This window comes from Lactiplantibacillus sp. C232, assembly GCF_023806725.1.
Taxonomy (GTDB): domain Bacteria; phylum Bacillota; class Bacilli; order Lactobacillales; family Lactobacillaceae; genus Lactiplantibacillus; species Lactiplantibacillus plantarum.
Genome location: NZ_JAMSKZ010000006.1, coordinates 164091 through 177836 on the forward strand (window position 1 = coordinate 164091; position 13746 = coordinate 177836).

Here is a 13746-nt window from a genome sequence, read left to right on the forward strand (position 1 = left end):
AACCACTAGATGCCGATTATCGAATTAGTGATTTTACTGGCATGTTTAGTGCTGCTGTCGAATGTATTGAGCCACTATCTAGTCGCAATCCCGGTCAGTTTAATTCAAGTCGGGCTGGGTCTAGGAGTGGCTTTATTATTAAATGTACAGGTAAAATTGCAAACGGATTGGTTTATGCTCGTCTTTATTGCGCCCATGCTGTACAACGATGGCAGAGAATTTCCAAAACAGGAATTATGGGAACTACGCGGGGCAATTTTTGCGAATGCAATCGTCCTCGTCTTTATTACCACCATTCTCGGTGGCTTTTTGATTCACGTATTGATCCCAACGATTCCGCTCGCTGTTGGAATCGCGTTGGCGGCCATTTTATCGCCAACTGATCCGATTGCCGTGCAGTCGATCTCGGAAGGGGTCAAGTTACCTAAAGAAATTTTGCACTTGGTCAGTGGCGAAAGCCTGATTAATGATGCGAGTGGGTTAATTGGGTTCAAATATGCGTTAGCAGCAGCGGTTACCGGTACGTTTGTACTCGGTGAAGCTGTTGGGGATTTCTTCTATATTAGTCTGGTCGGTTTGGCCGTTGGGCTGGCGCTGATCACGATCATTCAACTCATTCGGGACGTGTTACGACGAGAGGGTATCAACGATATCGTGTTCAACGTGGTGTTACAGATTCTCACGCCGTTTGCAATTTATTTCATTGCTGAAGAATGGTTCCACGCGTCCGGTGTTGTCGCCGTTGTTGCGGCCGGGGTATTATCGCACTTGCAAAATTCACATGAAAGTGAAGATGCGCCGGAATTACGATTAGTGACGGAACGGGTCTGGAACGTGGTTGTTTACTTATTGAATGGGATCGTCTTCCTGATTCTTGGTATTGAATTGCCGGCAGCAACGCAAGCAACCATTAAAGGCGCGCATACAAATACGTTTCATGCGGTCTTTGACGTTTTAATCGTCTGGGGGATTTTGTTACTGATTCGGGTTGCTTGGACATACGCTTACATGTTGTTCAACTGGTTACGACATCACAAGAAGGCCAAACCTAGTCTCAGAATTGCAGCATTGTCCGGTTTATCAGGTGTGCGGGGGGCCATTACGATGGCTGGGGTCTTCACGATTCCAACCGTGGTGGCCTCAGGCAAAGCCTTTCCGGAACGTGCGCTCGTACTGTTCATTGCGGCTGGAGTCATCATTGTAAGTTTAGTTGCTGCGGCGGCTATTTTGCCATTGATGGCGGCCAAATCACTCCCCTTTGTTACTCGGGGATCCAGTCCGGATGAAGACGACGCGGTCTTGGCAGAGGGAACGGATGACGGTGATGATAGCAGTGGGCAATTGCCACAGTTAACATACAAGCAAGCCCGCATTTATATCTTACAGTTAGCGATTCAAAATATTGAAGAACATCGGCGGCCAGCTAACCAACGTGCGGCCTATGATTTGATCCTGGACCAGCAGTTTCAGATTCGGCGTCTAGAAGTGGCGTCGCAGACTGCGGATGAGTTGGCGCCGATGCTGACAGATGAATTGGAACTTCGCTTAGTGGCACTGAATGGTGAACGGGCAGCAGTTAGAGAAATGATTGCCAATAAACAAACTAGTAAGTTAGCTGGACAGGTCTACTTGCGGCGTGTCGATCGGCGCGAACAACGTTTCTTACAGGCGACACATCGACAGGGGCTTCCGACACTGCGCTCATTACGGTTGTTGTTGACGCGTGCAATGCAAGGGATTCGACTATGGTTAGCACCTGGCGATAGCGAAGAATTACGAGTGGCGTTGTTGGATATTCAGCGTGAAGCTTCTAAAGCTGCTATTAAAGCGTTGTCGCAGTATCTCAAACAGGCCAACGTTGATGAGCAACAGTTTGATCGCCAGGCTCTGTATCACTTGATCGTTCATTACCGGAATCGCATCGAGAATGCGAAAAATGATCACACGTTATCACGTGATGATTATGAACAACAGCTGCATGGACTACGCATCAAGAGTCTTGGTGCCGAACGTGCGGGTGTACAGCATTTGTTAGAGAGTGGACAAATTAGTTTACGCACCGCGGCAAAGTTACGGCAGTTCATTAATTACTCGGAGAACTTATTGATGCTCAATGATATTGAGGCCGATGAAGATTAGTTAACTTTTTAGATTGTAAATCAGTAGTTCTAGGTTATAATGATGTTAGAGTAGTATTGACGGTGAATGGTTAGGTTTGCAAATTAATCATTACTTAAGCGGACGAATAAGGGCAGCCTTACAGGGGGAAACATCATTATGACAGAATCAGAAATTCATGAACGCTTCGTGGACACTTATATGCATATTTTAAAATATGTCGGGGACTTCGTTTCAGTGCCGACCCGGCCGTATAAGATAACGTTTGAGGCCTACACGGTTATGCGGATGATTGCAACAAGTGAGGAGCCGCTGACGTTGGTCAAGATTGCGAAAGAGCAGCGGGTTTCACGGAGTGCGATTGCACGTCAAATCAACGTGTTATTAGATTTGAAGTACATTGAACAGACCACGAATACGCATGATCGCCGAATCAAGTACTTATCGTTAACACCTGCTGGTCATAAAGTGGAACAGGAAATCACCACGGCTTCCGAGGAACGTTTTCATCAATGGGTCCAAGTCTATGGTGAAAAACGGGCAAGCGATACGTTGCGTTATATCAACGATGCGGAACAAAAGGCTACCGAACTGGGTTTCAGTGGCTTCAGTGGGTTGCATGATAAGCGGGGGCGGCATACCGAATATAGTGATCCTAAGACGAAGAATTAGCTAATATTTAGTTAATAATAAGAAACACCGTTTGAACCGATTATCAAATCAGTTCAAACGGTGTTTTTGATTACGCTAGGACTTATCCGGTGTTTGATAAGGAACCGTTGGCATCGTGAATCGCCAAGCCGCGTAGATGAGGAGTTGAAGTAACCACATCATCAAGACAAAAGCGAGCATCTTTAGCGACCACATTTCAACTAATTGTTTCACAATGTACTGTGGCGTAATTAGTAAGTAGATGGAGTGCAGTCGGAGGAATCGGCCAACGTAGACACCGACACTAGCAAATAGGAAGAGTGCGGCACAGATGATACCACGACTAGCAGGGAGTCGCTGGAAGTGTAAACGTTGGGTCAGTTGCTGGGCAATTCGGTCAACGCCCCAGGTACCAATGATTGTAGACACCATCATTGGCCCAACCAAGTAAGCGAAATCCCGCCACATCGGTAAGTCGAAGCGCAAGAGACCGTTGATGCCATACGGCTTCAATAGGCTGAGGTGGAATAAATCAGTCATTAAGTACGGTGCATTCGGATAGAAAAGCAACCAAATGACCGCAATCAGCCAAAATAATAGCGGGCTACGTCGGGGTGTCAGCCAAAAACTCAGCTCGATCGGGACATAAGCCAAAATTGAATTAAGTAATAGAAAATGGAACGCGCCGTGCAAGTCGACTGCTGCGAAGATGAAAAATCCCCAGAATGCGAGTCGCACAAACCACCGCTGTAACTTAGTCATTTAGTCACTTCCCTTCTGGTACTAATTCTAACAGAAATATTAATCAAGCAATATTAAATAACATCAAGCTTAATATTTATTCAAAATCTAGCTAAAAAGCGCAGGCTCTGCTGAAATCGCACCGCGAGAACCGGGTTGCCGTGCTATAATGTGAAAGTAAATGATTTTCATGAGGAGGAGACTAATGACTTTCAATTGGAGCGGTTTGTTGACCTTACAAAACTTTGTCCGACTCCTTGACATTCTTGCGGTATGGTTTGTCATTTATGAGCTGATTGTGTTGCTAAGGGGCACTAAAGCCGTACAACTGTTTCGCGGGATCGTTGTCATTGCGATTATTAAAGCTGTGAGTGTTTTGATTGGTCTGGACACGGTATCGTGGATTATGGACCAAATTATTAACTGGGCAGTCATTGCAATGGTTATTATATTCCAGCCCGAAATTCGGCGAGGATTGGAGCATTTAGGGCGTGGCTCCATGTTTGCGCGTGGTAAGCGTCAGAATGAAGATGAAGAGCGGATGATTGCCGAACTGGATAAGGCCATCCAATATATGGCTAAACGGCGGATTGGCGCTTTAATGTCGATTAAGATGGACACGGGTCTTGAGGATTATATCGAGACTGGGATCGCATTAGATGCTGATATCACCGGCGAATTATTAATTAATATCTTTATTCCAAATACGCCGTTACATGACGGTGCCGTTATTATTCAAGATAATCAAATCAAGGTTGCGGCGGCGTACTTGCCATTATCTGAAAGCAATCTGATTCCTAAAGAGTTAGGAACTCGGCACCGTGCCGCGGTCGGAATCAGTGAGGTAACGGATGCCCTCACCATCGTCATTTCGGAAGAAACCGGTGAAGTGTCGATTACTAAGGACAATGAGCTGATGCGGGGGATGACGCGTGAAAATTACTTACGGTATTTCCGCCAAGTCTTACTAACGCCTGAGGATTCAACCAAGCAAAACGCGCTTCAAAATTGGTTTGGACGAGTTTTCGGAGGAGGTCCCCGAAAATGAAAAAATTTATGAATAGCAATTGGTCAATGCGGCTACTAGCACTGCTGTGTGCGTTGGTGCTCTTCGCCTACGTTAATTCGTTAAAGACAACGCATAACGCCAGTATTTTGACGAATAGTTCATCGAAAACGACATTGACATCTAACCGTAAAGTGACCATTAGCGCGCCCTTAGAACTGAACGTGAATAGTACGAAATATTTTGTAACGGGCTATCCCGAAAATATTAAAGTTACGATCGAAGGGCCGTCTGCTTTAGTCACAACTACGGCTAACACGCAGAATTTTAAAGTTTATGCTAATTTATCTAAGTTGGCAGTTGGGCGGCACAGTGTCAAAGTTGAAGTCGATGGCTTGAATAAAGAATTGAGTTATGGACTTAGTCAAAAGTACATTCATGTTAATATTCAGCCACGACGAACGGCTACTTATAAGGTCAGCGCAGACTTCAATAAAGCCAACGTAGCAGATGGTTATGAAGTTGGATCGGCACGGCTCGGAACATCATCTGTCAAAGTTACGGGCGCCGTCAGCGAAGTTAGCAAAGTCGCGAAAGTCGTTGCGGTCGTTAATACCAACAAGAATTTAGAGAAATCCGTGAACCAGCAGGCTATCATTGAAGCATTAGATGCCAACGGTCAAAATTTGAACGTTGTCTTGACGCCTTCGACCACGTCGGTGTATATTCCCATTACGCAGGCGACAACGACGAAAGATGTGCCAATCGATTTGAAAGCCAGTGGCAAGACCGCGGCGGACACCAGTTATTCATTCTCATCTGACACGAAGTCAGTGACGGTTACTGGCACGAAGGCGGCATTGGCGAAGTTGAAATCTTTGCCAGTCAATGTTGATGTGACGAATGTTGATTCAACCACGACTAAGACGGTCGATGTTTCGACTAGCGATGAGGATGGGATCTCGTCAGTTAGCCCGACGTCGGTCAAAGTAAAAATTACAGTTAAAAATGATTAATCATGACACTTTTGAAATGAGGTAAATTATAATGAAATATTTTGGTACTGATGGTGTTCGGGGAATTGCAAATTCAGGCTTAACACCTGAAATGGCTTTTCGTTTAGGTCGTGCTGGTGGCTACGTATTGACGGAACATGCGGAAAACAAGAGTACGCAACCACGCGTTTTAGTTGCACGCGATACCCGGATTTCGGGCCAAATGCTGGAAGAAGCCTTGATTGCCGGCTTGCTTTCAGCCGGAATTGAAGTTTTACGTCTCGGTGTAATTACGACGCCAGGAGTGGCCTACTTAGTACGGATCCAAGATGCTGACGCGGGTGTCATGATCTCGGCTTCTCACAATCCAGTTGAAGATAACGGGATCAAGTTCTTCGGTGGCGACGGCTTCAAGTTGTCTGATGCCAAGGAAGAAGAAATCGAAGAATTACTGGATCAACCGAAAGACACTTTACCACGGCCAGCAGCAGAAGGTCTGGGGACAGTTGCTGATTTTCCAGAGGGTAATCTTAAATATTCACAATTCTTGGAACAAACGATTCCAGATGACTTAAGTGGCATTCATTTGGCTGTCGATGGTGCCAATGGTTCTACCAGTAACTTAGTTTCCCGGATCTTTGCGGATTTGAACGTGGAATTTGATACGATGGCTACGGCACCAGATGGATTGAACATCAACAAAGGGGTCGGCTCAACGCATCCCGAAGCATTATCTAAATTCGTCGTTGAAAAAGGCGCTCAAGTTGGTTTAGCCTTTGATGGAGACGGTGACCGTTGTATCGCAGTCGATGAACTTGGAAACATTATTGACGGTGACAAGATTATGTACATCTGTGGAAAATTCCTCAGTGAACGAGGCAAGTTGAAGCAGGATACGGTCGTCACAACGGTCATGAGTAACCTGGGCTTATACAAGGCCTTAGAAGCAGCTGGTTTGCACAGCAAGCAGACCCAAGTTGGTGACCGCTACGTTGTCGAAGAAATGTTGAAGGACGGCTATAACCTTGGTGGTGAACAATCTGGTCATGTGGTCTTCTTAGACTTTAACACGACGGGTGATGGCATGTTGACTGGAATTCAGTTATTGCACGTCATGAAGGAAACGGGTAAGAAGCTTTCTGAATTAGCCGCCGAAGTGACGACTTACCCACAAAAGTTAGTGAATGTTAAGGTTCAAGACAAGAAAGCCGCTTTGAACAATGATAAGATCAAGGCAGTTATCAAGGACGTTGAAGATGAAATGGCCGGTGATGGTCGCGTCTTGGTACGGCCTTCTGGAACCCAAGATTTATTGCGGGTCATGGCAGAAGCGAAGACCGACGAACTGGTTAGCGCTTATGTAGATCGGATCGTCGATGTGGTCAAAGCTGAAGTTGGCGTTGAATAATTAAGTGATCAGACCGATCATCAAAAAAAGTCGTTACTCTTAGAGTTGCGACTTTTTTGTTGCCATGAAACGAACGGTTATTGCTAAATGCGGTTAACTGGCGACTGTCAGGGGACCCAGTGCCTCCCAAACCAATTTGACCGCAAAAAAGTTACAAAAAATTCGAAAATTCGTGATGCCCTTGATTTATAAGCGTTTGAGATTGGTATACACGCTAACTAACACGTATACCAATATAATACATTGTTGACTTTTATTAGATGTAACGGTAAAGTTAACTTGTTTCTAGGAAATATACCAATTGGAGGTTAGACTAGACCAATTGTTAATTGGTTAAAGCGGAATAGCGCCAGGACTTTAGAATCTAAAGTTGACGAGGATGACGTTTATCGATAATCGACGGGTGACGTCAGGGACTGCACTCTACAGGTCAATTACAAAAACCGACTGTGAGGTTGGTGACAGATATATTGACCACGCAGCTAGAAACAATTCAAACAGTAAAGGAAGATTAATTTATGTGTGGAATTGTTGGTGTAACGGGTAAAGATAGTGCAGTATCAATCTTATTGAACGGATTGGAAAAGTTGGAATACCGAGGCTATGATTCAGCTGGTATCTATGTCAATGATCAAGATGGTCATGACTATTTAGTTAAGGAAAAGGGTCGGATCGATGACTTACGTAAAGAAATAGGCGAAGCTGTTCATGGTTCGACCGGGATTGGGCATACTCGCTGGGCGACTCACGGTGAACCGAGTGTTGCCAATGCGCATCCTCAAGTTTCTGCGGATGGCCGCTTCTACTTAGTTCACAATGGCGTGATCGAAAACTTTGAAGACTTAAAACAGACTTATTTAAGTGACGTGTCTTTTAAGTCTCAAACAGATACAGAAGTCATTGTTCAATTAGTCGATCGGTTTGTCACCAAGGAAGGCTTGAGTACGTTGGCCGCTTTCCGTAAGACGTTAGGGCTACTCGGCCATTCTTCATATGGGTTCTTACTGATGGATAAGGAAGATCCTGACACCTTATACGTCGCAAAGAATAAGAGTCCATTATTAATTGGGGTCGGCGAAGGCTTCAACGTGGTCTGCTCAGATAGTTTAGCGATGTTAGACCAAACGAAAGATTTCTTGGAATTACATGATGGCGAAATCGTGGTCGTTAAACCTGATGAAATTAAAATCACGAACCAGGCCGGTGAACCAGTTGAACGGAAGCCATTCCATGTCGACATTGACGCAGCTCAAGCTGACAAGGGAACTTATCCATTCTACATGTTAAAAGAAATCGATGAACAACCGAATGTGATGCGGAAGCTATCCCAAGTTTATCTTAATGATGCGGGTGATCCAATCATCAATGATGACTTGTTAACAGCTCTTAAAGCAGCCGATCGACTATACATTGTGGCTGCTGGGACTAGTTATCATGCTGGTCTGGTTGGTGCAAAGTTATTTGAATCGTTGGCTAACGTGCCAACTGAAGTGCACGTTTCGTCAGAATTTGCATACAACCAACCATTATTATCAGCACATCCATTCTTCATCTTCTTGACCCAGTCTGGTGAAACTGCTGATAGTCGTGAAGTGTTATTGAATGTGAACGATCAACATTTCCCAAGCTTGACCATCACGAACGTGCCAAACTCAACGTTATCACGCGAAGCAACGTACACGTTGTTATTGCATGCCGGCCCAGAAATTGCGGTTGCTTCAACCAAAGCCTATACCGCACAGATTGCCTTACAAGCCATCTTGGCTAAAGCGTTAGGTGTGGCCGTTGACCAACCAGCTGCAACAGCTTTCGACGTGAAACAGCAGTTGGCGTTAGTCGCTAATGGGATGCAAAGCTTAGTTGATGAAAAGGCTACTTTTGAAAAGATTGCTAAGAGTGCCTTATTGAATACGCCAAACGCCTTTTATATTGGTCGGGGACTGGATTACGCCGTCTCATTAGAAACGGCCTTGAAACTCAAGGAAATCTCTTACGTTCAAGCTGAAGGTTTCGCATCTGGTGAATTAAAGCACGGTACGATTGCTTTGATTGAAAAGGATACCCCAGTGATTGGGATTATTACGCAAAAGAATACCGCTGGGTTGACCCGCTCCAACTTACAAGAAGTTGCTGCACGGGGAGCTAAGACAGTTACTATCGTCACCGATAGTTTAGCTAAAGATGGTGACACGGTTATCTTGCCAACGGTTGATGAACGATTAACGGCTTTGCTTAGTGTTGTTCCTGGTCAGTTATTGGCCTACTACACGAGCTTAAACAAGGGCTTAGATGTGGACAAACCACGGAACCTTGCCAAGAGTGTGACCGTTGAATAATTTAAAGTAAGTGTGTGGGCACCAAGAAACGTCACCGTTCGATTACGGTGGCGTTTTTTGATTGCCCACAAAGCTTTTGCATAATTTTTAACTACTAATATTCATAAGACTATTGTGAAAGTTGACGATCTTTTGGTATGATAAAGTAAGCGGTTGCGATAACACAACTAAATAATTAGACTATTGGGGATGAATGGTCATGCTGAAATATAAATATTTTGCACAGCCAATTAATAACCTTGGAACCAACCGAACAATCTTGTATGAGTTATTATTACGACAGTGGGATGAGAGGCAACAAACTTGGCGAATACCAGCGACCTTTGAAATAGCGCCAACAGAATTGATTCAATTGCTGGATTGCGCTATTCAGGAATTAAATAACCATCATGTTTCCATCAATTTAACGGCGCGTCAGTTTGCTAATCCTGACTTTCAAGCTGCAATTAGTCACTATGTGCAGACGCATTTGTTACCACGAGAACTAACTGTTGAGCTAGTTGCGACACCTGAGCTAAGTGAGTTACAGCAATTAAGTGTTGGGTACCGGGCAGCTGGTATATTACTTGCTTTTGATGATGTTGGTTCTGATAACCTATTCCAACAGATCAAAATGATGTTGCCATATGTGAATACGGTTAAATTCGCGTTACAAAATATGCGACCGCTGGGGACCCCAACTACGGATGCAATTGTTTCGACGCTCAAATTTTGGTTTGATAAGGCGGAGGAACAGCAAATGCTATTTACCTTTGAAGGCATTGAATCAGCGGCTGATGTTCAACTGGCTAATCATCTAGGCATTACGCGAGGGCAAGGATATTATTTTGCCAAACCGCAACTACCCGCGACATTTATGGCATGACAATAATGGTATGCTACAATAGTATTCGTAGCAATGTAACTGAGTGCCATGTTGATGTTTAATCGGCTGAATCACATGACGAGACGAGGCCGATTTTGTTAGTAAATGATAAAAGATGGGGTGGCTACTTGTGGCAATCAATTTAATTGCAACTGACTTGAATGGAACATTATTGCATCAAGATCAGCGTTTTGACAAAGAACGGTTTAAACGGGTATTGGCGCAGTTACGGGCGATAAATGTTTCCCTAGTACTTTCGTCCGGTAACCAATATGCCCATCTTAGACAGTTATTTAAAGATGTTATGGCGGATAATCTTATCGTTGTTGCTGAAAATGGGGCGTCGATTTATGCCCAGGACCGCTTGATCTTTGATGGTAGTCTTTCAGCAGACCAGCAACGAAAGTTTGTGACTGTTGATCGTTACCAGCCACTATTCAAAGACGCATACGTAATCTTAGTTGGTAGCCATGGGTCGTATACTGAGTTAGGAGCACCTGATAAGTTAGTAGCGATGGCCCGTCAGTTTTATGATCATTTACACTTGGTTGCGGATCTGGCCACTGTTGATGATACCGTTAAAAAAATCAGTATCTCAACGTCACCGGACCAGGCTGCTGATCTGGTGGCACGAGCTAATGATTATTTTGATGGCGAGTTACGTGCGCATGATAGTGGGTATGGCGTCGTAGATTTGGTTGATCAGCGGGTCGGAAAATTACCAGCAATTCAATTCTTGGCGACTAAACTTGGGTTAACTGCAGCTAATGTGATGGCCTTCGGTGATGGGGCGAATGATGTCCCATTATTGCGATATGCAGCGCACAGTTATGCGATGTGCAACGCACCGGCGGACATTCAAGCCGCAGCAAAACACGTGACGGCCCTGGATAATGAACATGATGGGGTATTAGCAACCATTGAACAAGAGTTGTTAAATAATTAAAAGCCTATAATTAGTCAGTAAAAAGCTGAGCTATCGAATGAACATCGTTATTCGATAGCTCAGCTTTTTGGGTCCTATTAAAGTGATTGATTAGGGTAGAAGAATTGATGAATGCCATAAGTGTTGAGCGAAACTAAACGCTGCTTTAGTTCAGCCAAAGATAGTCCTAAATCACCATTAAAATAGAGCCGGAAAAAGGTTAAATTGTTGTGGATCAAAAAGCTTGAACAGACCTTAGCATCGATTGCAGATAAATGATAGTTTGTTTGAATCGTCGTTGTAAGCCCTGCTACCACGGCAGCGTGGATTTTCCGAGACAAAAAACTGTAATCATCATTCAACAAAATGACTCGGTGAAAAGCTTCAGATTGGCGAAAATAGGTCACTAAGCGATCAAAGATTAAGCCGGGTTGGCTAATGTTTTTCTTGAAATCTTGCGGGTCAATGAGTGCTAGAATCTTATCAGCACCTTCTTGAACGAACGTTTCCGCTAAATCGTCAATGGAATCGAAATGTAAATAGAAAGTTTTGCGGTTGATATTAGCGACACTTGTGAGCTCCTTAACAGTAATATCACGATAGCGCGGATACTTTAAAGCAAGCGTCCGAAAAGCCTCTTTCAGCGCAGTCTGGGTGCGCTGAACACGTAAGTCAGTAGCTGGCATAATCTGATCCTCCTTATTAATTACATTTGATGGGGTGGTCATTATTAAACCGCCGCTAAATGTACTAGTCGTTAAGCCACATGTGGGTATTATTATCATAATAGCACTTATTTTGATAGTTAACTCGTCCTGAGTCATGACAGATTAACTCGCGCAACGTGCATAATAGCATATGCGCCTAGTAGGTAAATGGTAATGAGGCCATGTCCGTCGACTAAAATGGGTTAGGAGATTTTCGTTCAGTCAATGGTATGGTGTAACGCATTATTAGTGAGTCAAAAAAGCTCCCAGTAGTTTGCATTCTGGGAGGTCAATTTGAATCATTCTTGAGTGGTTAGACGTCGTAAATATTAGAAAAACGATAGGCCGTTTGGTAGGTTACAGGAATATTAGGTTCGATAATGATACTGCCAAATTCCTTGTGGTGAATAGCATCCGGTAATTTTTGTGCTTGCAGGGAAAGACCAAGTTGAGAACGCATCGGTTTACCGCCATTGAGTCGATAACGATCATCACGGTAATTAGTTGCACTGGAAACCACGACTGCCGGAGCGTTCGTTCGCATCGTGACTTTGCGTCCACTGATGCGATCTAGTAATTCTACTTGTGGATATGGGGTGTCGTTTAAGACGAAGCCGTGATGGAGCCCGCCCTTGATGTTAGCAACCTGGGGCCCAACCTCGACTGGGTCACGAAAATCAAATGGGGTGTCGGTGACCCATGGCAACTTACCAGTTGGAATACCGTGTTTGTTTAACGCGGCGTACTCGTCTGCATTGATTTTAAGAACATGGTGGTCAATGAGGCGTTCCGCATCCCCACTTAGATTGAAGTAGGTATGGTTGCTGGGGTTGAATAAGGTTGTTTTATCACTTTTACCAGTGTAGCTAATAGTAAATTTACCGTCGTTATCTAATACGAAATTAGCCGTGATCGTCATTGTCCCGGGATAGCCGTTCTCACCGTCCAAGGTAATATATTGCATGACGAGTCCAACTTGATCACTAGTGTGCAGTTTACGTTCTAAAAACCATGGTTCAAATGAAATTTGAGGCATATTACCACCGTTTAGATGATTTTCGCCCGCATTTTGAGTTAAGTCATACTGCCGCCACCGGGCATTTTTGATGATCCCCGCAACCCGAGCGATGGTTGCACCGAAAAAAGATTGATAGGTGATGTAGTCGGCGCCGTCGTCAAATCCCAAGACAATATTTGCAAAATTACCATCTTTATCATGGGTTTTGATCGCGGTGACTGTGGCGCCCCAGTCCATAATAGTGACGCTCATATGATGATTGTTCACTAATGTATAATAATTAATCCCGTTCCCCTGATGCTCGATTATTTTCATAATGCCCTCACTCCCATAGCTGCCTGACATGTTACCGCCTACTTTTAGTATATTTCATTCTTAAAGGGAATGCGAATAATAACCCAGCAAGTGTTAATGCGAGAGTGACAGGGTTAGTTGCTAGTGAAGTCAATTTAAATAACCAGTGTAAATAATTATAATTGATTGTTGATAATAATTAAAATTATCTAGGTTGAGAAGTTTGTTTTAAATCTTGGTAATTGTGAATGGTACCAATCTATTAAATAAGGTGAATTAATTAACTTTGTGCAAGTAAAGACGGCAATTTAGTGGCGAACATGGCTGGCTGAGGGTGTTAGAAAAAGATTAGTGAGTAAATAGAAATAATTTATCTATTTATTTTGACTAACTGTTGACAACGCTTACAATATCGCTTATTCTTAGTTTGTAAGGTATTTAATTACCTTCTAATCAATTCTCTTTCTCTCTTATGCCGACCACTATCTGCTTGGATAGTGGTTTTTTGAGTGAAATTAGCGAATTGATGGCGGACCAGATGAAGATAAGGCTCTCTTGTAATTTTGGGTCTATGATATTTAGTGTTGATGGATAAAATCCATCAACACTATTTTTATGTACAACAAAAGGACATATCGTCCTGTGCTACAATCAAGTCGACCAAAACCAATTGAAAGCGAGT

At 43.8% G+C, this 13746-nt stretch carries 11 protein-coding genes; 8 read left to right on the forward strand and 3 right to left on the reverse strand.

The window, feature by feature from the left end; genetic code table 11:
* Positions 1-9 precede the first annotated feature (9 nt).
* Both MZO41_RS07950 and MZO41_RS07955 read left to right on the forward strand, forming a co-directional pair.
* Complete coding sequence (locus MZO41_RS07950; RefSeq protein WP_011101165.1) at positions 10-2139, forward strand: cation:proton antiporter; 2130 nt, start codon at positions 10-12, stop codon at positions 2137-2139.
* 138 nt (positions 2140-2277) lie between these two features.
* Positions 2278-2790 (forward strand): MarR family transcriptional regulator, encoded by a 513-nt coding sequence (locus MZO41_RS07955; RefSeq protein WP_003641069.1) that lies wholly within the window; start codon positions 2278-2280, stop codon positions 2788-2790.
* Positions 2791-2865: 75 nt separating this feature from the next.
* On the opposite strand, the gene MZO41_RS07960 is transcribed toward MZO41_RS07955, so the two are convergent.
* On the reverse strand, positions 2866-3531 hold the full coding sequence (locus MZO41_RS07960) for a DUF1361 domain-containing protein (RefSeq protein WP_003643986.1): 666 nt from the start codon (positions 3529-3531) through the stop codon (positions 2866-2868).
* Between the two features lie 184 nt (positions 3532-3715).
* Here MZO41_RS07960 and cdaA point away from each other — a divergent pair, with 184 nt between their 5' ends.
* From cdaA to MZO41_RS07990, 6 genes are all read left to right on the forward strand, one after another.
* A complete protein-coding gene (gene cdaA / locus MZO41_RS07965) occupies positions 3716-4558 on the forward strand; it encodes a diadenylate cyclase CdaA (protein ID WP_003643987.1) in 843 nt (280 codons plus the stop codon).
* The gene (locus tag MZO41_RS07970) at positions 4555-5532 is read left to right on the forward strand and encodes a CdaR family protein (protein WP_003641072.1); all 978 of its coding nucleotides are present in this window, start codon (positions 4555-4557) and stop codon (positions 5530-5532) included. The genes cdaA and MZO41_RS07970 overlap by 4 nt, the downstream gene beginning before the upstream one ends.
* 31 nt (positions 5533-5563) lie before the next feature.
* Positions 5564-6919 (forward strand): phosphoglucosamine mutase, encoded by a 1356-nt coding sequence (gene glmM / locus MZO41_RS07975; RefSeq protein WP_003643988.1) that lies wholly within the window; start codon positions 5564-5566, stop codon positions 6917-6919.
* A 518-nt stretch (positions 6920-7437) separates the two neighbouring features.
* Positions 7438-9255, forward strand: a complete 1818-nt coding sequence (gene glmS, locus MZO41_RS07980) for a glutamine--fructose-6-phosphate transaminase (isomerizing) (RefSeq protein WP_013355267.1) — start codon at positions 7438-7440, stop codon at positions 9253-9255.
* Between the two features lie 199 nt (positions 9256-9454).
* Entirely contained in the window at positions 9455-10120 is a 666-nt protein-coding gene (locus tag MZO41_RS07985) for an EAL domain-containing protein (RefSeq protein WP_003645809.1), read from the forward strand.
* A 130-nt stretch (positions 10121-10250) separates the two neighbouring features.
* Positions 10251-11066, forward strand: a complete 816-nt coding sequence (locus MZO41_RS07990) for a Cof-type HAD-IIB family hydrolase (protein WP_003645808.1) — start codon at positions 10251-10253, stop codon at positions 11064-11066.
* Positions 11067-11143: 77 nt separating this feature from the next.
* Here MZO41_RS07990 and MZO41_RS07995 read toward each other — a convergent pair whose 3' ends face one another.
* Together MZO41_RS07995 and MZO41_RS08000 are read right to left on the reverse strand one after the other, a co-directional pair.
* Positions 11144-11731, reverse strand: coding sequence for a TetR/AcrR family transcriptional regulator (locus MZO41_RS07995; protein ID WP_003645807.1), 588 nt, complete (start codon positions 11729-11731; stop codon positions 11144-11146).
* A gap of 334 nt (positions 11732-12065) precedes the next feature.
* Positions 12066-13115, reverse strand: a complete 1050-nt coding sequence (locus tag MZO41_RS08000; protein ID WP_013355268.1) for an aldose epimerase family protein — start codon at positions 13113-13115, stop codon at positions 12066-12068.
* Positions 13116-13746: the final 631 nt, after the last annotated feature.

Excerpts from the sequence above, each read along its gene's own strand:
- MZO41_RS07950 (WP_011101165.1), top strand. The coding sequence starts at position 10 with ATGCCGATTATCGAATTAGTGATTTTACTGGCATGTTTAGTGCTGCTG.
- MZO41_RS07955 (WP_003641069.1), top strand. The coding sequence starts at position 2,278 with ATGACAGAATCAGAAATTCATGAACGCTTCGTGGACACTTATATGCAT.
- MZO41_RS07960 (WP_003643986.1), bottom strand. The coding sequence starts at position 3,531 with ATGACTAAGTTACAGCGGTGGTTTGTGCGACTCGCATTCTGGGGATTT.
- cdaA (WP_003643987.1), top strand. The coding sequence starts at position 3,716 with ATGACTTTCAATTGGAGCGGTTTGTTGACCTTACAAAACTTTGTCCGA.
- MZO41_RS07970 (WP_003641072.1), top strand. The coding sequence starts at position 4,555 with ATGAAAAAATTTATGAATAGCAATTGGTCAATGCGGCTACTAGCACTG.
- glmM (WP_003643988.1), top strand. The coding sequence starts at position 5,564 with ATGAAATATTTTGGTACTGATGGTGTTCGGGGAATTGCAAATTCAGGC.
- glmS (WP_013355267.1), top strand. The coding sequence starts at position 7,438 with ATGTGTGGAATTGTTGGTGTAACGGGTAAAGATAGTGCAGTATCAATC.
- MZO41_RS07985 (WP_003645809.1), top strand. The coding sequence starts at position 9,455 with ATGCTGAAATATAAATATTTTGCACAGCCAATTAATAACCTTGGAACC.
- MZO41_RS07995 (WP_003645807.1), bottom strand. The coding sequence starts at position 11,731 with ATGCCAGCTACTGACTTACGTGTTCAGCGCACCCAGACTGCGCTGAAA.
- MZO41_RS08000 (WP_013355268.1), bottom strand. The coding sequence starts at position 13,115 with ATGTCAGGCAGCTATGGGAGTGAGGGCATTATGAAAATAATCGAGCAT.